Below are 22014 nucleotides of genomic sequence, written 5' to 3'. Positions count from 1 at the left end.
AGCATTTTTATGCTTACTTTCGCCGTAGAAACTACCACGCACACCACGTGTACGTGCCGGGGTTCACCTGCGAGCTCTTTTCATTTGGCCCGCGAAGGAACCTTTAGAAACTGTCTAAATAATCTTCGTCGTTCCGGCTGCGACTGCGTTGCGGCTTTCACTCACCCCAGTCACATAGTCAACTATGCTCCAGGGGATTCGTTCAACCGCGCCTTGTCTCGCGCTGAACGTCTCGATTATTTACTTATCTGGCAGTTTTTAAAGGTTTCTGCAATTTGCCCGGTGGCGCTACGCTTACCGGGCCTACTGTTACGTAGGCCGGATAAGCGCAGCGCCATCCGGCGTTGTTACTTACGCACTGCGCTGCAACAACATCGACTTAATATGGCCGATGGCGCGCGTCGGGTTCAGCCCCTTAGGACACACACTGACGCAGTTCATGATGCTATGGCAGCGGAATACGCTGAAAGCGTCACTTAGCCCTTCCAGACGATTCTCGGTTTCGGTATCGCGGCTGTCGATCAGGAAGCGATAGGCAGCCAGCAGACCCGCAGGGCCGATAAATTTATCCGGGTTCCACCAGAATGACGGGCATGACGTTGAACAGCATGCACAGAGAATACACTCGTACAACCCATCGAGTTTTTCACGCTGCTCAGGAGACTGTAAGTGCTCGCGAGCGGGTGGATTTTGCCCATTATTCAATAAGTAAGGCTTAATCTTCTCATATTGTGCATAGAATTGCCCCATATCCACCACCAAATCACGCACGACCGGCAGGCCAGGCAGAGGACGGATCACAATTTTCTGGCCAGGACGCTGTAGCGCTGAAATTGGCGTGATACAGGCCAGACCGTTTTTGCCGTTCATGTTTACACCGTCAGAGCCACACACCCCTTCACGGCAAGAGCGGCGGAACGACAGCGTAGGATCTTTCTCTTTCAGCTGGATTAAGGCATCCAGCAGCATCATGTCACGACCTTCTTCCGCTTCGAGGGTGTAATCCTGCATACGCGGAGCATCGTCTACATCCGGGTTATAACGATAAACTGAGAATTCGAGTTTCATTATCCTGTCTCCGCATTAGTAAGTACGAATCTTCGGCGGGAACGCCGGACGCAGTTTCGGTTCCATGTTAACGCTACGACGCGTCATGGTTTCCGACTCTGGCAGATACAGGGAATGGCACAGCCAGTTTTCGTCATCACGATCCGGGAAGTCGAAGCGGCTATGGGCGCCACGGCTTTCGGTACGGAAGTTTGCCGACATCGCAGTGGCGAACGCGGTTTCCATCAGGTTATCCAGCTCCAGGCACTCAACGCGCTGGGTGTTGAACTCGCTGGAGGTATCATCCAGACGGGCATTCTTCAGACGCTCGCGGATCGCTTTCAGCTGCTCAAGCCCTTTGGCCATCGCGTCACCTTCACGGAATACCGAGAAGTTGTGCTGCATACACTCCTGCAACGCCTTACGGATCTCCACCGGATCTTCGCCGTTACGATTACCGTTCCAGCGATTGAGGCGCTCAAGAGAGGCATCTATTTCGTCGTCGGTCGCATCACGCAGCGCGCCCTGCTCGGCAATAGATTCCTGGAGATGCAGCCCCACCGCACGACCAAATACCACCAGGTCCAGCAGGGAGTTGCCGCCCAGACGGTTTGCGCCGTGCACGGATACGCAGGCAATTTCGCCTACCGCGAACAGGCCAGGGATGACCACGTCTTCGCCCTGCTCGTTCACGGTCAGCGCCTGACCGGTCACTTTGGTCGGAATACCGCCCATCATGTAGTGACAGGTTGGGATAACCGGAATTGGCTCTTTCACCGGGTCGACGTGCGCGAAGGTGCGGGACAGCTCCAGAATGCCCGGCAGACGGGATTCCAGCACTTCTTTACCCAGATGGTCGAGTTTCAGCTTCGCGTGTGGACCCCAAGGGCCGTCACAGCCGCGGCCTTCACGGATTTCGATCATGATGGAACGCGCCACCACATCACGGCCCGCCAGGTCTTTCGCGTTTGGCGCATAACGCTCCATGAAGCGCTCGCCATGTTTGTTCAGCAGGTAACCACCTTCACCACGGCAGCCTTCTGTCACCAGTACGCCCGCACCCGCGATACCGGTTGGGTGGAACTGCCACATCTCCATGTCCTGCACCGGCACGCCAGCGCGGATCGCCATCCCAACGCCGTCACCGGTGTTGATATGGGCATTGGTAGTGGACTGATAGATACGGCCTGCGCCGCCGGTCGCCAGCACGGTTGCGCGGGCTTTGAAGTAGACCACCTCACCGGTTTCGATGCACAGGGCGGTACAACCCACCACGGCGCCATCGGCGTTTTTCACCAGATCCAGCGCATACCACTCGGAGAAGATGGTGGTGTGGTTTTTCAGGTTCTGCTGATACAGCGTGTGCAGCAGCGCGTGGCCGGTACGGTCAGCTGCCGCTGCGGTACGTGCCGCCTGCTCGCCGCCGAAGTTTTTCGACTGGCCGCCAAACGGACGCTGATAGATGGTGCCATTTTCCAGACGGGAGAACGGCAGACCCATGTGGTCCAGCTCCAGAATCGCTTCCGGGCCGGTTTTACACATATATTCGATGGCATCCTGGTCACCGATGTAATCGGAACCTTTTACCGTATCGTACATGTGCCATTCCCAGTTATCTTCATGGGAATTACCCAGCGCAACGGTGATACCGCCCTGCGCAGACACAGTGTGGGAACGGGTCGGGAATACTTTAGAGAGCAGCGCACAGGTCTGGCCGCTCTGGGAAATTTGCAGTGCGGCGCGCATACCTGCGCCACCCGCACCAATCACAACAGCATCAAATTCTCTGACTGGCAGTTTCATTACACACCCCACACCACAACAAATCCATAAATGACGTAAACCAGCAGAGCAACAACAATAATCAGTTGCAGCGGAAGGCGAATCGCCAGCGGTTTAACGTAATCGGTCAACACCTGCCACATGCCAATCCAGGCATGAATAAGGATGGAGAACAGGGCCAGCAGGGTGAACACTTTGGTGAAGGCCGATCCGAAGAAACCACTCCAGATTTCCCACGTCAGCGTCCCGCTGGTCGCGAAGAAACCGATCATATAGATGATGTAAAGGGTGAGAACGATGGCGGTAGCACGGACCAGGATGAAGTCATGTACGCCGTTGCGTCCTAATGCGGAGGCGTTGCTTACCATACGAGAACTCCTGCGAGAAGTGAAAGCACGACAGTGATCACAAATGAAATGTTAGCGGTACGTTTACCGGCCTCGAACGTCTCTTCCAGGTAGCCAAAGTCCATCAGCATATGGCGAACGCCGCCAACCACGTGATAGGCCAGCGCGGTCAGAATGCCCCACATGATAAATTTCACGAAGAAGCTGTTCATGATGGCTGAGGCCTGGAGGAATCCTTCAGGGGATGAGAGGCTGGTTCCCAGTAACCACAGCAAGATACCGACCGCCACAAACGTAATCACACCAGAAACACGGTGCAGAATGGACGCTATTGCTGTTACAGGGAATCGGATCGTTTTGAGATCCAGATTGACAGGTCTTTGTTTTTTCACATTTCTTATCATGAATAACGCCCACATGCTGTTCTTATTGTTTCCTTCCTCCGGACTGCGATGCGGGTCAGACAGCGTTCCTTTTCTATAACTGCGCGTCATGCAAAACATTGCTTCCAAATGCTAAAACGACACGTTACAACGCTGGGTGGCTCGGGATTGCAGGGTGTTCCGGAGACCTGGCGGCAGTATAGGCCGTTCACAAAATCATTACAATTAACCTACATACAGTTTGTTGGGTTTTCTCTGGAACAGTGATCGGGGTCACGATAACAACATCTTTTTAATTTTTAATCATCTGATTTGACAAATGTTAAACAATATTGTTACAAACGTCAGCAGAAAAGGCATATAATGCGCAAAAGTTATGAGGTCTCTCTTTCACCTGACAAATAGTTATGTAACAGTGTGATGGTATTGACCGAAGTTATCAGGACAGTTATTAGTGATATACAGGTTTGAATAATTCGGACTGCAAAAACGCTGATTTGCTGTTGTTTCACTGATATTTCATTCGTTTACCTGCAAGGCGCCATAGCTCTGTACCCTGGTTTCTCCTCGTGAGCTGAGCGGTAAGCCAAATAACAATCTGGTAACGATGATTAACAGCTGAAAGCAAATCCGGTAAAGCGCAGTCTTAAGCATAAGGCGCTAAGGAGACCGTAAATGGCTGATACAAAGGCAAAACTCACCCTAAATGGTGATGATGCTATTGAACTGGATGTGCTAAAAGGCACGCTCGGTCAGGATGTTATTGATATCCGTACGCTGGGTTCCAAAGGGGTATTCACCTTTGACCCTGGATTCACCTCCACCGCATCTTGCGAATCCAAAATCACCTACATTGACGGTGACGAAGGTATCCTGCTCCATCGCGGCTTCCCCATCGATCAGTTAGCCACCGAATCCAACTATCTGGAAGTGTGCTACATCCTGCTGAACGGCGAAAAACCGACGCAGGCCCAGTACGATGAATTTAAAACCACCGTGACCCGTCACACCATGATCCATGAGCAGATTACCCGTCTGTTCCATGCGTTCCGTCGTGACTCTCACCCGATGGCGGTCATGTGCGGTATTACCGGTGCGCTGGCGGCGTTCTACCACGATTCTCTGGACGTGAATAACCCACGTCACCGTGATATCGCGGCGTTCCGTCTGCTGTCTAAAATGCCTACCATGGCGGCGATGTGTTACAAATACTCTATCGGTCAGCCGTTTGTATACCCACGCAACGACCTCTCCTACGCGGGTAACTTCCTGCGCATGATGTTCTCCACGCCGTGCGAAGAGTACGAAGTGAACCCGGTGCTGGAACGCGCGATGGACCGTATTCTGATCCTGCACGCTGACCACGAACAGAACGCCTCGACCTCTACCGTCCGTACCGCGGGCTCTTCCGGCGCGAACCCATTCGCCTGTATCGCTGCGGGCATCGCCTCCCTGTGGGGACCGGCGCACGGCGGCGCGAACGAAGCGGCACTGAAGATGCTGGAAGAAATCAGCTCCGTTGAGCACATTCCTGAGTTCGTGCGCCGCGCGAAAGACAAGAATGACTCCTTCCGTCTGATGGGCTTCGGTCACCGTGTTTACAAAAACTACGACCCGCGCGCGACCGTCATGCGTGAGACCTGCCACGAAGTGCTGAAAGAGCTGGGCACCAAAGATGATTTGCTGGAAGTGGCGATGGAGCTGGAACACATCGCGCTGAACGACCCGTACTTCATCGAGAAGAAACTCTACCCGAACGTCGATTTCTACTCTGGCATTATTCTGAAAGCGATGGGCATTCCGTCTTCCATGTTCACCGTAATCTTCGCCATGGCGCGTACCGTGGGCTGGATTGCGCACTGGAACGAAATGCACAGCGAAGGCATGAAAATCGCGCGTCCTCGTCAGCTGTATACCGGCTACGAGCAGCGTGATTTCAAATCAGATATTAAACGTTAATTCGTTACATCTGCAAAAACGCGCCCAAGGGCGCGTTTTTTTTAGTTTAAATTGTATTTGAACCCCACTCGCAGCTGATATTCACTTTTTGTATCATCGCCATCTTTATATTCATCAAGATAGCCAAGTTCAAAGAAGGGATAAAACCGTGGCGTAGTATGGAAATTAAAAACAACGTTGTGCTGTAAGGTGTGGTTTTTACCATTGGCATACACGAATTTATCAGAGTGCGTTTTACTGTAATACGTTGGGTTATATTGCACCCAAAAGTCTGGAGTAAAATATTTTGTCAGATAAATATCCACGCGATGCTCCGACGAATCATCCCACTCACCCTGACGTGTTTCACTGTCATGATTCTGATGATTGTAGCGATAGCGCAGTACCGCCCCCAACGTTGGATCAAAATGGTAACCAATGCCAATGTAGGGATCGATGCGTGACCCTGCCGATTCCCAATGAAAAACGGTTCCTGGTTCCAGCCAGAACTGGCTGGCACCTAGCGAGAAGGGCTTATTGAACTCCGCTTCCTGGTAACTGCTTTTCCACTGATCCATGTGCTTACCTAAATCGGCATCGGTTTCAAAACTCCAGTACATGCTTTTCAGGATGCTGTCAGGATCCTGAACAACGCCTGTTAACATCAACCGTTGTAAAAAACTTTCACTGGCGGTGCGGTATTGCGTACGCGGGGCAAAGAACACCGTAGTATACGGTGTCGCTTTTACCTGCGCAGCAGTAATAGTATTATTATTTTCTGCACACACACCCAGTGAAGAAAACGTTATTGCAGCGAATATAATTACGCTTTTTCTTTTCATTATATTATCCTTGCCATTACAGAGATAAGCGCTCCCCTGCCTGATTAAAGACATAATTTAGAGAACAGGGAGAGCGAGATATTACCAGTAACTATTCCATGACGACGTTGCCCGCGCGATGGCTTCCATCAGGAAATAATCTCCCCAGGCACAGCATTCATTTACGCCAACGTTACCTTTAAAATGATAAACAGAATGGTTGAGAAGTCCTTCCCCCTGCTGATGCGTCAGATTGAAATAGCGATCGATCATGCTTTCAATGATTTTTAACCCTAGCGCCTCATAGCTTTCACGATCAGGATGGGTCACCGGTAGCTGTTTCACCAGCTCCAGCAGTGCACAAGCGAGAATGGCGCTGGCAGAACTGTCTCGCTCACTATTCGGGTCGGTTAACGCCAAATCCCAATAGCAAATAAGATCGTCCGGCAGCCGGTTGATAAAGTAGTTTGCCAGGGTCTGGCTCAGCGCCAGCAGCTTTTTATCACCGGTGTAGAGATAATTAAGCAGAAAACCATACACGCCCCAGGCCTGCCCGCGCGACCAGCAGGAATCATCAGAGAACCCCTGATGGGTATTGCCAAACCGTGGCTCACCGGTTCTGACATCCATATAGTACGTATGGAATGTAGAACCATCTTCACGAACGATATAGCGTCGGGCCTGTTCAATATGCCTTTTCGCCGCTTCAGCATAGCGTGGCTCCCCGGTGGCAAGGCTGGCCTGATATAACAGCGGCAAATTCATATTGCAGTCGATGATCATTCTTCCCTGCTGCTCAGGGTTATCCAGCTCTCCCCACGCCTGAATAATGCCGCAGCGGTGATGGTAGCGCTCCATTAACAATTCAGCAGCCTGTAGGGCGATGTATTTTGCCTCTCTATCGCCCGTTAGTTTGCTGCCTGCGATACAGGAAAGACTGTATAAGAACCCCAGATCGTGGTGGTTAGTACAATCTCGTTTGGCAATCCGCTCGCCAAATGAGCGGACGTGCTGTTCGGCTAATGTGCGATAGCTCGCTTCCCCGGTCCACTCCCAGGCGAGCCACAGCTGCCCGGTCCAGAAACCGGTCGTCCATTCCTGATTATCAATCACCGGATACTGACCGTTACGGCAGGCCGCATCGGGAAAGCGCTGTCCGAACCAGGTCATGTTCCGTTCAACCGCGCTGGCGATAAGCGGCATGGCATCACGGATTTTCGTTGCAATCGCCGCGCGCTCACCATGGCGAAGCATAACAGGGACAATCGGTTCCTTACGTATATTCTCAGACATCATTCTCTCGTTCTCGTTGCTTCAGTGAAGGGCTTCCTGACCCGGTGACGGAAGGTCCGGGACCTTTTTATGCTGGTAACACGCGGAGAGGGTAAAAGCAGAAATCCCCGTAAACACCAGTGCTATCAGCCCCATAACCAGATAGGTGTGTTCAAACCCAATTGTCTGGTAGGCATAGCCGGCCGGAGGCGCAACAACGATTGATCCCACATAGATCATCGCCTGATACCCCAGCAGATACATCGTGGCGTTGACACGCTTATCAAAATGTTCGGCAATGTACTTAAAGACCGAGACCAGAATCAGGGCGATTTCGATCCCGTACAGGGGTTTGATAAGGCAGATAATGACCGGATCGTTTGTCAGCCCGGAAACAATTAATCGCAGGCTGATCACCAGTCCGGTGAGCAATAACCCCTGTTTTGCTCCAATGCGATTTATGAGGGCAGGCACTAACATCATGCCGAAAAACTCCGTCGCAGATTGCGTTGTACTCATATAACCAAACATGGCATTCCCCTCTTCTTTTGTGCTGAAGAAGGTGACGAAGTAGCGTGAAAACTGTTGTTCAGCGATAAACATCATCCATGCCACGCCGGCGATGTAGAGCGCAAAGGTCCAGAATTTTTTGTTACGTAGCAGGTTATATACATCGCCAATCACAATTTTTTCTTTCGACAGAACGTTATTCTCTTCCTGACCGAAATGATCGACTTTGAGCGTCAGCAGCACCGCAAGCATGCACAGTGCGGAAGCGCTACTGATAACAAAGTTAATTTTTGGCGAGATGTTATAGAGGTAACCGGAAAATGAGGAGGCCGACGCCCATCCCAGTGCGGCCCACATGCGGATACGGCCAAACTCCATATCGTATAAACGGCTGAAACGATCGACATAAGACTCTTCGGCCGCAACGCCTGCGTACCATCCAAGACTGAAAAACAAGGCGCCGACGATCATGCCGCTGACAAAATGAGTCTCCAGCAGCGGCAGATAGCACCAGATAAAAAAGGGAGCCATCAATGCTGAAACGGCGCAGACAAAGTAAAGCAGATGTTTTTTCATGCCCATTTTGTCCATGATATAGCCATAAATAGGCTTAAAAATGACAGCAAAAACGCCGTTAACGGCGAACACGGTGCCAATTTCTATGCCATCAAGTCCGGCTTTATCCCCCAGCCAGATGGCATAAAGCCCAAAACTTGCAGCCCAGGTAAAGGTAAACAGAAAAACGAAGAGGCTTAGTTTGATATAAGCCGAACGTGTTCATTGAACAGGGTTCATGGTTATCTTTCTCCGCACGCACGCCAGGTGCGCCAGCTATTGTATGTGTAGGGTTTTCGTGTTCAGCGTGAGAACCTGGCTCAGGCGATCGAAGGCCAGCGTCATCGGTGGCGGCAGGACAGAGGCCATCGTGGCCGTTACGGCACACGCCAGCCAGTGCGTACCGGGTTCAAGCACGGCGCCCAGGCAGGGGATCTCGCCCGGTGCAGCATGGAGAATGTGGCTGTTGGGAGCCGTCGTGACGGTCAGCGCGTGACGCTCGCAGAGCAGATCCACAATCTGGCTACACCCGGACAAGGTGTTCAGGGCTACCTCATGAGAAGCTTTACTTGTTTCCGCGAGTAAATGACGATTGATGGCGAATCCACCCTCGACGCTGTCGAGCGCGCGCTGGGTTTCAACCCGGTGGAGTCGGATGTGCCCCTGTTGATGCGGGATAAGCCAGGTCGTGACAAATACATCCGGCCAGGGTTGCCAGGTGCTGCGGAGCCAGGCGTCAGTCATGTCGACAGAGGTGCACTCGCGACGTCCGCGCCAGTAGTTGTCCTGCTCACTGAATATCAGCATCGAATCGCATGCCGCATGATTCAGGGCGTCATTTCCCCGCGTAAGCGTGAATCCAAAATGGCTGGAATAGGCAAACTTGCTGTATTTCGCCTCGAAATTGACGAAGTTATTACGATCGTACTGACCCGACATCAGCATCCATGCGTGCCGGTTTTCGTCGGCATGTACGATGATTTGCCCGGCCTCTTTTATCTGATGAATATTTTCCCGCGCTGGCAGCGGTGCGGCCTCAGCCTGCCAGAACGGGCTATCATCCGGTAATGCAAGAATCAATAATGTTTTGCATGCCCACCAGGGTGAGCACGGGCTATTGTAATCTTCCGTCATCACCAGGTTCGGATAGGTATAACCCAGGGTAAATAAGCCGTCATTATCCATAAAGGGCTGCGCCATCCACCAGTCAAGATGGCGAAGGATCAGGCCTTTGACGACCCCTGGCGAGAAAACATCCAGCCCGGTATAGGCCACTGCGCTCCAGAATGCGGCCTGCACAAAGCGGTAGGTCAAGCTACGGCCAAAGGGGATGGCATTGCCGTCGCAGGTGAAATAGTGGAGGTAGTCGCCCGCGAACTGATGCGCCCGCTGGCGATAACAGAGACAACGCGACGGATCGACATCCTGCATAAAGTGGCTATACAACAGGCTGTAAAAATGAAAACCGCTGGAAATGTAGTAATCGCGTGGCTTTCCGGCGCCGTCGGAATACCATCCGTTACCCAGCCAGAAGGGTTCAACCGCGTTCAGATGCTTATCAATCACCATCATATCGTAATGGCGCCCTACCCGTTTCAGTCCAACCTGAACCAGGACCGGGAAAAAATGCCAGTTATTATCGGGGATGGTTATTTCGGCACTCTGGCGCAGCCAGCGTTCCAGATTGTCCTGTTCAGTAGCCGAAAGCGCCTGCCAGATCCCGGTGTCAGGTAGCGCCAGCGCCAGGCCAAACGCCGCCATTTCGACACAGCGTTGGTCGTTGTCAGACAGATCGCCCCAGTAGTCTGGATGCTGAGGGTCGCAACCACTACGGATGCCCTGTAAAAATATTTCCCTATACCCTTCCGCTTCGCCGCCGCTCAACAGCGGCGCAAGCGCCCACATCAGGCGTGCAAAGCCCTCAATACCCGCGATATCGTCTGTATAGTGAGCTGCCGTTTCCCCAATGTGCAAACGGGTATTTTCCCGGGTCAGATGGGGCACAGCAGCGGCAATCCAACCCTCTGCGAGTTGGCAATAATCGTTCCTTACCTGCATAATGAAACCTCGTTTCATTTGATGATTTCGGGGCATCATAAGGAGTCAGAGACGCAGACAAATGTGATAATTGTCGTATTTTCAAACAGCGCAGTTTATTGAGAGCAATATTGGCTGGAATTTTGGCGGTAAAATTTGGTTAAGATGATAAAAGTTTAAGTTTGTTCACATCCTCTCCGAGGCAGCCAGGGGCTACCATGCAGCGTTCCGAAGACAACAGTTATCTGGAACATATCAATCTCACAGACAGGTCGATCTACTTTAACCGCATGAAAGATATGCCAGCGAATTACTATCATTGGCATCAATGTGTGGAAATTTTATCGGTGTCCCAGGGGGTTGGGATCGCGTTGATGGAGCATCAGCAATATACCGTTAAACCCGGGCGGATCTTTATTTTCCCACCGGGGAAACTTCACAAAGTTTACGTCGAGCAGGACGCACGCAATATCTACCACCGCACGACGCTGCACTTTAACGGCTCAGTGATTGACCACTATCTGCGTGATTTCCCCCGTCAGCAAAAACTGCTTCGCCAGTTGTGTGGTCGCGGAGAAAAAGCCCGGGTCTTTGATGTGCACGATGTACAACCCGTCATTGAGAACGTACTGGATCGCTTTGAAGCCCTGATGAAAAGTGAAACATTCAGCATCAGTGACAGCGCATTTCTGGTGATGCAGTTGATCAGCCTGTTACCCTGGCAGGAGCAGGCCACCGGGCAGAATACCTTTTCGGCGAATATTATCCGCTGGCTCGAAACCCGCTTTCATCAGCGCTGTACGCTGGAAGAGATCGCCAGAGCCATGGGTTGTTCCCGAGGACATGCATCCCGCCGGTTCCACGATGAAACCGGCGGGACGATTCAGGAATATTTGACGATGAGGCGCATCCGCCAGGCGTGCGAATTATTACTGCACAGCAATGCTACGGTACGGGAGATTGCCGCACAGGTTGGCTTCTCCGAATACGCCTGGTTTATTACCTGCTTTCGTAAAAATATGGGGAAAACGCCCCTACAGTATCGCAAAACCTACGCTACACCATGACGTCATCTCTGACAGTTCGGACACCAGTAAAACGGCCTGGAAGAGATCGTCGCCTTCTCAATCACCCCGCCGCACCGCTCACACTTTTTACCTGCCCGATGAAACACCTTGAAGCGGAACAGCGCCCCGTGATGCTTGTTCTCATCCACCACGCCGCGCGTGTTGTACGACAGCCGTGGAATATCCAGTAACGCGTGCGACAGCGCCTCCAGCTGTTCATCGCTCAGCTGCGACGCTTTGTGACGCGGCGCCAGCCCCACTTCCCAGAGGATCTCCACCCGCAGGTAGTTTCCCAGCCCCGCCAGAAATGCCTGATCGAGCAATAGCCCGGAAAACTGCCGGTTGCGGAATGTGGGGGATAACAACCGGGCTTTCACATCGCTTGCCGTCAGACGCATGTCGAGCACGTCCGGCCCGACCCGCTGTAAGAACGGATGCGTCAGCAGCTGCTCCGGCGTTAACATTTCGATATCAGAGGCGCTGTAAAGCAGGATCGCCTTATCCGCCGTTTGTAGCCGCACGCGCAGCACGCGGGTCGTTTGCGGCTGCTCGTCCGCCTCCACCACCCGCCAGACACCGTAAAGCTGATTATGGCTGTATAACGTCAGGTTATGGGAAAAGTGGGTGAGTAACGCCTTGCCGCGCGTTTCAATGTGGGTCACCGTCTGCCCCACCAGCTGCGATTCAAACGGCTTGAGTTGAGGAAAGGCAAACCAGACGTGTGTCAGAGGTTTGCCCTTTATTGCCGCCTCCAGGCTATCCGCCGCGCGGCGGATCTCCGGACCTTCTGGCATGTTATTGTCCTTTCATGATTATTCTGCGCTGACAACAATGCCCTCTTCCGAGAACGCCGCCCGCAGGCGTCGCGCAAACTGGAGCGCATGCTCGCCGTCACCGTGTAAGCACACCGTATCAGCCTGAACGTTTGCCGTTGTCCCCTCCGTTGAGGTTACTCGCCCGAAGCGCACCATCTCCAGCGTCTGCGCCAGTGCTTTACCTTCGTCGGTGATCAGCGCACCGGCCTGCGTACGCGGAACAAGGCTACCGTCCGGCAGGTATCCCCGATCGGCAAACACTTCCTGCCGCGTAGTCAGCCCCAGCCGTTCTCCGGCACGAATAAGTTCGCTGCCCGCCAGGCCTACCAGAATCAGTTGCGGATTACAGTCCCGCACCGCACGGGCAATGGCATCCGCCAACACCGGATCTTTCGCCGCCTGGTTATAGAGCATGCCGTGCGGCTTGACGTGGCGCAACACGCCATTCTCAGCGCGCACTATCGCCTCCAGCGCGCCGATCTGGTAGAGCATTTGCGCGTAAACCGTCTCAGGGGGCAGATCCATCGCCGTGCGACCAAAGTTTTCCCGGTCGGGAAAGCTGGGGTGAGCGCCAATCGCCACGCCGTTTTTCATGGCATTGCGCACGCTTGCCAGCATGGTCTGCGCATCGCCGGCATGAAACCCGCAGGCGATATTCACCGAGGAGACCAGCGTCATCAGCGCCGCATCGGCGTTGCTGCCCTCCCCCAGATCGGCGTTTAAATCAATCTTTACCATCGAGCCTCCACGCCAGCTGTTCGAGATAACGCTGCTGATCCTGCCGGGCTTTCAGCGCCTCCTCCAACGAACACTGCACAAAATGAATGGGCTGACCTAGAGGAATTTGCGCCAGATGGTAGCGATCCGCTTCGATAATGCAGGCAATACGCGGATATCCCCCCGTGGTTTGCGCATCGTTCATCAGTACGATGGGCTGCCCGTTGCCCGGCACCTGAATCACCCCGGGCAACAGACCATGGGAAAGCAGCTCCCGGTCAGTCGTGCGGGTCAGCGGCTGGCCCTGAAGCCGGTAACCCATGCGGTTACTCTGCGGGCTGATCTTCCACGGCGAGCGCCAGAAAGACTCTTTCGCGGCTTCATCAAACTCATGGTATTCCGGTCCTGGTAAGGCGCGGATCACGTTCCCCCACAGCAGCTGTTTCACGCCCTGCGTGGTGGTGAAATGGCGCGTTGAGGTCTTTATTCGCAGACGATCGCCGTCACGCAGCAGCCGTCCTTCATGGCCGCCCATTCCCGCTTTCTGGTCGGTGCTGGATGAGCCCAACACCTCCGGCACGTCGATCCCCCCCGCCACCGCAAGATAGCTGCGCACGCCGTGCAGAGGACGCTTGAGCGTCAGACGCTGCCCGGCCTTCGCCCGCAGGCGCCAGCCGGTCCACACCGCTTTGCCGTCCAGCGTCGCGTCACAGCCCGCGCCGGTTAAGGCAAACCAGGTTTCCTGACCAAACTCAATCACGCACTGACCCAGCGTAATTTCTAACGCCGCCGTGCTGCCTGCGTTACCTACCAGCAGGTTGGCAATCTCCAGCGAAGGGCGATCGAGCGCACCGCAGTAGCTCACGCCCGACTGACGCAGCCCAAAACGCCCGGCATCCTGTACCGAGGTGTAAAGCCCTGCGCGAATAAGCGTTAACATACCCCCTCCTTCTGCGGGATAAAGCGCAGGGTATCCCCCGGACGCAGGAGTATGGGCGCGTCCTGGCCTGGTTCAAATAACGGCGTGGACGTGTGCCCAATCAGCTGCCAGCCTCCCGGTGAGGCGAGCGGATAAATTCCCGTTTGCTCGCCACCAATCGCCACGCTGCCCGCCGGTACGCTCAGGCGCGGCTCAGCCCGGCGCGGCGTATGCAGCTGGGGCGATAACCCGCCCAGATAGGGGAAACCCGGCTGAAACCCCAAAAACCAGACAACATAGTCGACTGAGCTATGCAGCTCCACAACCTGCTTCTCCGTTAATCCACAGTGTTCGGCCACCACGCCAAGGTCGGGACCTCCCTTGCCGCCATAGACAACCGGGATCTCAATCGTCCGCGATTCCGGCTCCAGCGCCTCGCTCTCCTCCCACCAGCGTTGCAGACGCTCAATGGCATCCAGCGCCCCCGTGTGCGGATCACGCAGCACCACGGTGATATTATTCATACCCGGAATAGCTTCAACCACGCCGGGTAGCTCGGGCAGTCGCTGAGCCAGACGCCAGATACGCTTTTGCGTGGCAAGCGTCACCGGAGGCTCAAGCTCCAGAACTACCGCGGTTTCACCCAGAAGATAACAACGCGCTCGCTGCACTTAACTACCTCTCATCAGGCCGGATTAGGGATATCAATAAACGTCACATCCAGATCGGTATTTTCCGTCAGCCACTCGCTGAGGGCGCGGATGCCGCCACGCTCGGTGGCGTGATGGCCCGCCGCGTAAAAATGCAGGCCTTGTTCACGGGCTGAGTGAATGGTCTGCTCGGAGACTTCGCCGGTAATGAAGGCGTCGACACCAAAACGCGCCGCGCTGTCAATAAAGCCCTGACCGCCGCCGGTGCACCATGCCACGCGCTTCACGGTATCCGGCCCGGTGTCGCCGCACCACAGCGGACGACGCCCCAGGCGCGCTTCGATCCACGAAGCCAGCTCCAGACCCGGAACCGGCATCGACAGTTCGCCCCACGGCACCAGAGGTTCAATTTCACCCATCACGGTAATCCCCAGCAGCTGCGCAAGCTGAACGTTATTTCCCAGTTCAGGATGCGCATCGAGCGGCAGGTGATAGCCGTACAGATTGATGTCATTCGCCAGCAGCGTTTTGAGTCGGTTGCGCTTCATGCCGCGAATAATCGGTGATTCGTTTTTCCAGAAATAACCGTGGTGGACAATCACCGCATCGGCTTCCTGACGCACCGCCTCATCCAGCAGCGCCTGGCTTGCCGTCACGCCGGTGATGATTTTTTGCACCGCCTCGCGCCCCTCCACCTGCAAGCCATTCGGGCCGTAGTCGCTAAACGAAGCCGTGTTGAGTTTTTCGTTAATCAGGCGTTCCAGTTCACTGTTTTTCATCATCATTCTCTCAAACTTTTCGGGCGGCTTCGTACGCCGCCAGCGTGGCGACGCGCGCCTGTTTATGGTCGACAATGGGACGGGGATAGTTCAGGGTAACACGCTGTTTATCCGCCCATACCCAGGGTTCATGAATGGCTTTGGCCGGGACATCCTTTAGCTCAGGCAGCCAGCGACGGATAAACTCGCCGTCGGCGTCAAATCGTTGTCCCTGCGTGGTCGGATTGAAGATCCGAAAATAGGGAGCCGCATCCGTTCCGGTGGAGGCCGCCCACTGCCAGCCGCCGTTATTCGCCGCAAGATCGCCATCGATCAGCTGAGAGATAAAATAACGCTCTCCGGTTCGCCAGTCGATAAGCAGATCCTTCACCAGGAAGCTGGCGGTAATCATACGCAGACGGTTATGCATCCACCCGGTTTCATTGAGCTGCCGCATAGCCGCATCAACAATCGGGAAGCCGGTGAGCCCACGCTGCCATGCTTTAAGCAGCTTCTCATTCGACTGCCACTGTACCTGTTCGGTCCAGTGAATAAAGGGCCGATGTTTACACAAATCAGGATGATACGTCATCAGATGGCGATAAAACTCACGCCAGATCAGTTCGTTCAGCCACACTGCGCCCGCCCCCCCGTCTAAGCCCTGAGGCTGTTCCGCCAGCAGGCGATGTAAACACTGGCGCGGAGAGAGCGCGCCCAGCGCTAAACAGGCCGACAAGCGGCTGGTGCCTTCAGTCGCTGGAAAATCCCGACGCGCCTCGTACTCTGCCGCCCCCTGCGTGCAGAACTGACGCAACCGGTCAATAGCTGCTTTCTCACTGGCGGGGAATACCGTTTCATCGAACGACTGCTGGGGATAATTCAGCCTGATCGCCGGCATATCCGTTATCGTTTCCCCTCTCACGGTCGGGGCGGTAACGCACTCAGGTAGTCCCTCTTTCAGGCGTTTGATAAAGGCATTTTTAAACGGCGTGAAAACTTTATACATCTCGTGGCTACCGGTCATTACGCTGCCCGGCGCGAGCATCACGCTGTCATCAAAGCCTTCACAGACCACGCCCGCAAGGGTTTTCTCCAGCTGACGATCCCGCTGTTGCTCGTTGAATTCATACTGATAGTTGTAATAAAGATGCGTTACTGCGTGCTGCTGGCAGATTGCCTGCACCGTCTGGCGCTGCGCGGCAAAATCATGGGCCTCTTTATAGATCAGCGGAATGCCTTTTTCAGCCAGTGAATGTTGCAGGTCATTCAGATACGCGCGGAGTAGTGCCGCTTGCCGGGGCGCCATGTCATGCTGCCGCCACTGTTCAGGCGTGGCGATAAACAGGGCCAGCACATTCGCGTCTTTAGCGCGGCAGGCCGCCGCGAGAGCGAAGTTGTCGTGAATGCGTAAATCCGCGCGAAACCAAACCAGATGGGTGGGCATAAAACTCCTGGCAATTGTCCATTATGTCCGTAAGGGCATGCCGTAAAAGGAAAAAGGCACGCATTGAACTACTTTGCCATGAAGTGTAGACGGGATGAAATAAAAAAGGCCGCCCGAGGCGGCCTTAACGCTACTTGTCCTGCGCTATCAGGGTAAAGGCAATAAACACATCCGGTTTATCACTCTTTACAACGAGTGCGCTGGCGACAATGAACGCGATGCATAAATAGCGTTTCACTATGCGGTCCCTGCTGCTAACCGCTCCACCTATCACCACCGGTGATAAATCGGTGGACACAAGCCCGGGTAGGTGGGCTGCTTTACGGCTATGGATACACCTTTCCCAGGACCGATGCCCATTTGCGAGATGGCGGAAAGGGACGTGGCATCATAATTAGCACCAACGCCAAAAGTAAGTTATTTCAGTAAAATTAGGAATTTATAAAGGTGAAGTGGATTGTGAACTTTTTAAAGAAGGGTATGATAAAAATCCCGGGTAGGGGCTGCAAGATTACCCAACGGACCGCGAATCCCGAGGGACAAAAAAACCGCCACATTGCTGTAGGCGGTTTTTTTATGGCTACGATGTCACACCGTATCAGTAGAAATCGCAGGTCGCTTTCTCGGCCTGATCCATCCACACCGGCTTCTCGCTGGTTTTCGACCAGACGCGGTGCAGGTAACTGTAGAAACGTGCGCGATCTTTCCAGAACAGCATCACCGGCAGGGCCAACACGCCAGCCACTACGGCGAAAGTGCGACGCATGAAAATGATATGAGCCGGAAACTCTTTATAAAGATCCATAATTTTCTCCCCTGTAGTTGGCCGGAAACCGTCTCCGGAAAATGTGAAATCTGTGACCTGGTTAAAATAATACCGCTTTGTTTGTAATTTTACTACTCATCCGACCACTTATTTTCATCCATTTCGTGAATATTTACATTCCCGCCTGTAATTAAGTTACAAAAAAGTTAACGATTTACTTACCAATAGTTAAATTGTGGTCTTTCCCTTTTTATACTTTTTTTACACCTGCCCTTCTGATTTTTGCGAAATCTTTGCGCCATAAATCCTACCGTTTGTACAACAACAAAAGTCACCCGGAGGTGGATTGTGAGTGCAGGTCTGATTGCCGGCATCGTGCTGGTGTTCCTGTTATTGGGTTATCTGATTTATGCCCTGATTAATGCGGAGGCATTCTGATGGCTGCTCAGGCGTTTTTGCTTATTGCCAGCTTTATACTGGTGCTGTTTGTGCTCGCCAGGCCGCTGGGAACAGCGCTGGCGCGGCTGATAAACAACGTGCCATTGCCTGGCACGCGAAATATTGAAAACGTGCTCTGGCGCATTTCAGGTATCAGCGACCGGGAAATGAACTGGCGCCAGTACCTGATGGCGATACTGCTTCTGAATATCCTGGGGCTTATTGCCCTCTTTACGCTGCTGATGCTCCAGGGCAGTCTGCCGTTGAACCCGCAGCAGTTACCGGGTTTATCCTGGCATCTGGCGCTGAACACGGCGGTCAGCTTTGTCACCAACACCAACTGGCAGTCTTACGCCGGTGAAACCACGCTCAGCTACTTCAGCCAGATGGCCGGGTTAACCGTGCAAAACTTTCTTTCTGCGGCCAGCGGTATCGCGGTGATCTTCGCCCTGACGCGCGCGTTTGCCCGTCAGAATGTCAGCACCCTCGGCAACGCCTGGGTTGATGTCACGCGCATCACCCTTTGGATCCTGGTGCCTGTTGCGCTGATTATTGCCCTGTTCTTTATTCAGCAAGGCACTCTGCAAAACCTGCTGCCTTATACCCCTTACACCTCGCTTGAAGGGGCCAGGGAACTCCTTCCAATGGGGCCGGTGGCGTCGCAGGAAGCGATCAAGATGCTGGGCACCAACGGCGGCGGCTTCTTCAACGCCAACTCATCGCATCCGTTTGAAAACCCAACGGCATTAACCAATTTTGTACAGATGCTGGCGATCTTCCTGATCCCCGCCGCGCTCTGCTTCGCCTTTGGCGATGTGGTTAACGATCGCCGCCAGGGACGTACGCTGCTGTGGGCGATGTCGTTGATCTTCGTGGTCTGCGTAGCACTGGTGATGTGGGCCGAATGGAACGGCAACAGCCACTTCATGCAGCTGGGGGCTAACAGCAATATCAACCTGGAAGGCAAAGAGAGCCGCTTCGGCATTCTTGCCAGCAGCCTCTATGCGGTGGTCACCACGGCGGCCTCCTGCGGGGCAGTGAACGCCATGCACGACTCTTTTACCGCGCTCGGCGGCATGATCCCGATGTGGCTGATGCAGATTGGCGAGGTAGTTTTCGGTGGGGTCGGTTCGGGGCTGTACGGCATGCTGTTGTTCGTTCTGCTCGCCGTGTTTATCGCCGGGCTAATGATCGGTCGCACGCCGGAGTATCTCGGCAAAAAAATCGACGTCCGCGAAATGAAATTAACCGCGCTGGCAATTCTGGTCACCCCCACCCTTGTGCTGCTCGGTACCGCGCTGGCGCTGATGACCGACGCCGGGCGCAGCGGCATCTTTAACCCGGGCATTCACGGCTTTAGCGAAGTGCTTTACGCCGTTTCGTCTGCCGCCAACAACAACGGCAGCGCCTTTGCAGGGTTAAGCGCCAACTCGCCGTTCTGGAACTGTTTGCTGGCGTTCTGCATGTTCATCGGACGTTTCGGCGTGATTATTCCCGTCATGGCGATCGCTGGAACACTGGTGAATAAGAAGATCCAGCCGACCACCACCGGTACGTTACCGACTCACGGCGCGCTGTTCGTCGGCCTGCTGATTGGCACCGTTTTGCTGGTGGGTGCCCTGACCTTTATCCCCGCCCTCGCGTTAGGCCCGGTTGCGGAATATCTCTCTTTACGCTGATTTTGCGGAGAATTTGTCATGAGTCGTAAACAACTGGCCCTGCTCGAACCGACGTTAGTTCGTCAGGCCCTCATGGATGCGGTAAAAAAACTGAGCCCGCGCGTGCAGTGGCACAACCCGGTGATGTTTATTGTCTGGACTGGAAGTTTACTCACCACCGCACTGGCGATTGCCATGGGAACGGGACACCTTTCAGGGAATGCAACCTTTACCGCCGCCATCAGCCTGTGGCTGTGGTTTACCGTGCTGTTCGCCAACTTTGCCGAAGCGCTGGCGGAAGGCCGCAGTAAGGCGCAGGCCAACAGCCTGAAAGGGGTAAAAAAAACCGCCTTTGCGCGCAAATTACGCGAACCTAAATACGGCGCGCAGATGGACCACGTTCCGGCGGATGAGCTGCGTAAAGGTGACGTGGTGCTGGTGGAAGCTGGCGACATCATCCCCTGCGACGGGGAGGTGATCGAGGGCGGCGCGTCGGTAGACGAAAGCGCCATTACCGGGGAATCCGCACCGGTGATCCGTGAGTCGGGCGGAGATTTCGCCTCAGTTACCGGCGGAACGCGCATTCTTTCCGACTGGCTGGTGATCCGGTGCAGCGTTAACCCGGGCGAAACCTTTCTCGACCGGATGATCGCCATGGTGGAAGGCGCACAGCGTCGTAAAACGCCGAACGAGATCGCCCTGACCATTCTGCTGGTGGCGCTCACCATTGTCTTCCTGCTGGCAACGGCGACCCTGTGGCCCTTCTCCGCCTACGGCGGTACAGCGGTTAGCATCACCGTACTGATCGCCCTGCTCGTCTGTCTGATCCCCACCACTATCGGCGGCCTGCTTTCCGCGATTGGCGTGGCGGGGATGAGCCGGATGCTGGGCGCGAACGTCATCGCCACCAGCGGACGCGCCGTTGAAGCGGCGGGTGACGTAGACGTGCTGCTGCTGGATAAAACCGGGACCATCACCCTGGGCAATCGTCAGGCCTCTGACTTTCTACCTGCTCCCGGCGTGGATGAAAAAACGCTGGCTGACGCGGCGCAGCTTTCCTCGCTGGCCGATGAAACGCCGGAAGGCCGCAGTATCGTGATCCTCGCCAAGCAGCGCTTTAACCTGCGCCAGCGCGACGTTCAGAGCCTGCACGCCACGTTCGTGCCTTTTACGGCGCAAACCCGAATGAGCGGAATTAACATTCAGGACCGGATGATCCGTAAAGGGTCCGTTGATGCCATTCGCCGTCATATTGAAGCCAATAATGGACACTTCCCCCCGGAAGTCGACCATCTGGTGGAAAGCGTGGCGCGTCAGGGGGCAACCCCGCTGGTGGTGGCGGAAGGTGCAAGCGTTCTGGGGGTTATCGCCCTGAAGGATATCGTTAAAGGCGGTATTAAAGAGCGTTTCGCCCAGATGCGTAAGATGGGCATTAAAACAGTGATGATCACCGGGGATAACCGTCTGACTGCGGCGGCCATTGCCGCCGAAGCGGGCGTGGATGATTTCCTTTCCGAAGCGACGCCGGAAGCGAAGCTGGCACTCATTCGCCAGTATCAGGCGGAAGGCCGTCTGGTGGCGATGACCGGCGACGGCACCAACGACGCCCCGGCGCTGGCGCAGGCCGACGTGGCGGTGGCGATGAACTCCGGTACCCAGGCGGCAAAAGAGGCGGGCAACATGGTGGATCTCGACTCGAACCCGACCAAGCTGATCGAAGTGGTACATATCGGGAAGCAGATGCTGATGACGCGCGGCTCGCTGACCACGTTCAGTATCGCCAACGACGTGGCGAAGTATTTCGCCATCATTCCGGCGGCTTTTGCGGCAACCTACCCGCAGTTGAATGCCCTGAACGTGATGCACCTGCACTCTCCGGCCTCGGCCATTTTGAGCGCGGTGATCTTCAACGCGCTGATTATTGTCTTTCTTATTCCGCTGGCGCTGAAAGGGGTGAGCTATAAGCCGCTGACGGCCGCCGCCATGCTGCGCCGTAACCTGTGGATTTACGGTCTGGGTGGGCTGGTGGTGCCCTTTATTGGGATCAAGGTTATCGACATGCTGTTAACGCTGTTCGGGCTGGTTTAAAA

At 54.5% G+C, this 22014-nt stretch carries 20 protein-coding genes; 5 read left to right on the top strand and 15 right to left on the bottom strand.

What is annotated here, in order from left to right; genetic code table 11:
• Positions 1 to 351 precede the first annotated feature (351 nt).
• Genes sdhB through sdhC form a run of 4 tightly spaced genes read right to left on the bottom strand, consistent with a single transcriptional unit; the run spans position 352 to position 3595 of the window.
• Positions 352 to 1068, bottom strand: coding sequence for a succinate dehydrogenase iron-sulfur subunit SdhB (gene sdhB, locus ACQG0T_RS06480; RefSeq protein WP_017384969.1), 717 nt, complete (start codon positions 1066 to 1068; stop codon positions 352 to 354).
• Positions 1069 to 1083: 15 nt separating this feature from the next.
• Positions 1084 to 2850: a succinate dehydrogenase flavoprotein subunit gene (gene sdhA / locus ACQG0T_RS06475; RefSeq protein ID WP_003858619.1), complete on the bottom strand. Its 1767-nt coding sequence runs from the start codon at positions 2848 to 2850 to the stop codon at positions 1084 to 1086.
• Positions 2850 to 3197, bottom strand: coding sequence for a succinate dehydrogenase membrane anchor subunit (gene sdhD / locus ACQG0T_RS06470; RefSeq protein WP_003858621.1), 348 nt, complete (start codon positions 3195 to 3197; stop codon positions 2850 to 2852). The genes sdhA and sdhD overlap by 1 nt, the downstream gene beginning before the upstream one ends.
• Positions 3191 to 3595: a succinate dehydrogenase cytochrome b556 subunit gene (gene sdhC, locus ACQG0T_RS06465; RefSeq protein ID WP_026080740.1), complete on the bottom strand. Its 405-nt coding sequence runs from the start codon at positions 3593 to 3595 to the stop codon at positions 3191 to 3193. Before sdhC ends, sdhD begins: the two co-directional genes overlap by 7 nt.
• A gap of 639 nt (positions 3596 to 4234) precedes the next feature.
• Between sdhC and ACQG0T_RS06460 the strand changes: the two genes are divergently transcribed.
• Positions 4235 to 5518: a citrate synthase gene (locus ACQG0T_RS06460; RefSeq protein ID WP_006809584.1), complete on the top strand. Its 1284-nt coding sequence runs from the start codon at positions 4235 to 4237 to the stop codon at positions 5516 to 5518.
• A gap of 41 nt (positions 5519 to 5559) precedes the next feature.
• Here ACQG0T_RS06460 and ACQG0T_RS06455 read toward each other — a convergent pair whose 3' ends face one another.
• The 4 genes from ACQG0T_RS06455 to ACQG0T_RS06440 all read right to left on the bottom strand — a co-directional run bounded on the left by ACQG0T_RS06455 (position 5560) and on the right by ACQG0T_RS06440 (position 10713).
• Positions 5560 to 6339: an oligogalacturonate-specific porin KdgM family protein gene (locus tag ACQG0T_RS06455; protein WP_032647731.1), complete on the bottom strand. Its 780-nt coding sequence runs from the start codon at positions 6337 to 6339 to the stop codon at positions 5560 to 5562.
• Between the two features lie 81 nt (positions 6340 to 6420).
• Positions 6421 to 7611, bottom strand: a complete 1191-nt coding sequence (locus ACQG0T_RS06450) for a glycoside hydrolase family 88 protein (protein ID WP_032102685.1) — start codon at positions 7609 to 7611, stop codon at positions 6421 to 6423.
• A gap of 21 nt (positions 7612 to 7632) precedes the next feature.
• Positions 7633 to 8862 carry an oligosaccharide MFS transporter gene (locus tag ACQG0T_RS06445; protein WP_271040811.1) on the bottom strand — a complete coding sequence of 410 codons (1230 nt, stop codon included), beginning with the start codon at positions 8860 to 8862 and terminating at the stop codon, positions 7633 to 7635.
• 69 nt (positions 8863 to 8931) lie between these two features.
• The gene (locus ACQG0T_RS06440) at positions 8932 to 10713 is read right to left on the bottom strand and encodes a DUF2264 domain-containing protein (protein WP_164722124.1); all 1782 of its coding nucleotides are present in this window, start codon (positions 10711 to 10713) and stop codon (positions 8932 to 8934) included.
• Positions 10714 to 10910: 197 nt separating this feature from the next.
• On the opposite strand from ACQG0T_RS06440, the gene ACQG0T_RS06435 reads away from it, so the two are divergent.
• Positions 10911 to 11759, top strand: coding sequence for an AraC family transcriptional regulator (locus ACQG0T_RS06435; protein WP_023296132.1), 849 nt, complete (start codon positions 10911 to 10913; stop codon positions 11757 to 11759).
• Positions 11760 to 11761: 2 nt separating this feature from the next.
• Here ACQG0T_RS06435 and nei read toward each other — a convergent pair whose 3' ends face one another.
• The 7 genes from nei to ACQG0T_RS06400 all read right to left on the bottom strand — a co-directional run bounded on the left by nei (position 11762) and on the right by ACQG0T_RS06400 (position 17867).
• Complete coding sequence (gene nei, locus ACQG0T_RS06430; protein ID WP_032102599.1) at positions 11762 to 12553, bottom strand: endonuclease VIII; 792 nt, start codon at positions 12551 to 12553, stop codon at positions 11762 to 11764.
• An 18-nt stretch (positions 12554 to 12571) separates the two neighbouring features.
• Positions 12572 to 13312 (bottom strand): 5-oxoprolinase subunit PxpA, encoded by a 741-nt coding sequence (gene pxpA / locus ACQG0T_RS06425; RefSeq protein ID WP_022650616.1) that lies wholly within the window; start codon positions 13310 to 13312, stop codon positions 12572 to 12574.
• A complete protein-coding gene (gene pxpC / locus ACQG0T_RS06420; RefSeq protein ID WP_015571116.1) occupies positions 13299 to 14231 on the bottom strand; it encodes a 5-oxoprolinase subunit PxpC in 933 nt (310 codons plus the stop codon). Before pxpC ends, pxpA begins: the two co-directional genes overlap by 14 nt.
• Positions 14225 to 14881, bottom strand: coding sequence for a 5-oxoprolinase subunit PxpB (gene pxpB, locus ACQG0T_RS06415; RefSeq protein WP_003858633.1), 657 nt, complete (start codon positions 14879 to 14881; stop codon positions 14225 to 14227). The genes pxpC and pxpB overlap by 7 nt, the downstream gene beginning before the upstream one ends.
• A 14-nt stretch (positions 14882 to 14895) precedes the next feature.
• Positions 14896 to 15639, bottom strand: coding sequence for a type 2 GTP cyclohydrolase I (locus ACQG0T_RS06410; protein WP_026094364.1), 744 nt, complete (start codon positions 15637 to 15639; stop codon positions 14896 to 14898).
• Positions 15640 to 15649: 10 nt separating this feature from the next.
• Positions 15650 to 17062: a deoxyribodipyrimidine photo-lyase gene (gene phrB, locus ACQG0T_RS06405; RefSeq protein WP_271040603.1), complete on the bottom strand. Its 1413-nt coding sequence runs from the start codon at positions 17060 to 17062 to the stop codon at positions 15650 to 15652.
• Between the two features lie 598 nt (positions 17063 to 17660).
• Complete coding sequence (locus ACQG0T_RS06400; protein ID WP_252051729.1) at positions 17661 to 17867, bottom strand: YbfA family protein; 207 nt, start codon at positions 17865 to 17867, stop codon at positions 17661 to 17663.
• A 309-nt stretch (positions 17868 to 18176) separates the two neighbouring features.
• Between ACQG0T_RS06400 and kdpF the strand changes: the two genes are divergently transcribed.
• Genes kdpF through kdpB form a run of 3 tightly spaced genes read left to right on the top strand, consistent with a single transcriptional unit; the run spans position 18177 to position 22012 of the window.
• Entirely contained in the window at positions 18177 to 18266 is a 90-nt protein-coding gene (gene kdpF, locus ACQG0T_RS06395; RefSeq protein ID WP_003858638.1) for a K(+)-transporting ATPase subunit F, read from the top strand.
• On the top strand, positions 18266 to 19945 hold the full coding sequence (kdpA, locus tag ACQG0T_RS06390; RefSeq protein ID WP_049134670.1) for a potassium-transporting ATPase subunit KdpA: 1680 nt from the start codon (positions 18266 to 18268) through the stop codon (positions 19943 to 19945). Before kdpF ends, kdpA begins: the two co-directional genes overlap by 1 nt.
• Positions 19946 to 19963: 18 nt before the next feature.
• The gene (gene kdpB / locus ACQG0T_RS06385; RefSeq protein WP_015571118.1) at positions 19964 to 22012 is read left to right on the top strand and encodes a potassium-transporting ATPase subunit KdpB; all 2049 of its coding nucleotides are present in this window, start codon (positions 19964 to 19966) and stop codon (positions 22010 to 22012) included.
• Positions 22013 to 22014: the final 2 nt, after the last annotated feature.

Origin of the sequence: Enterobacter cloacae complex sp. 302F9 (assembly GCF_050030335.1) — a bacterium.
In the GTDB taxonomy this organism is placed as follows: Bacteria; Pseudomonadota; Gammaproteobacteria; order Enterobacterales; family Enterobacteriaceae; genus Enterobacter; species Enterobacter hormaechei_C.
The sequence above is the reverse complement of the archived record's forward strand: the minus strand, read 5'-3'. Positions and strand labels throughout refer to the sequence as shown.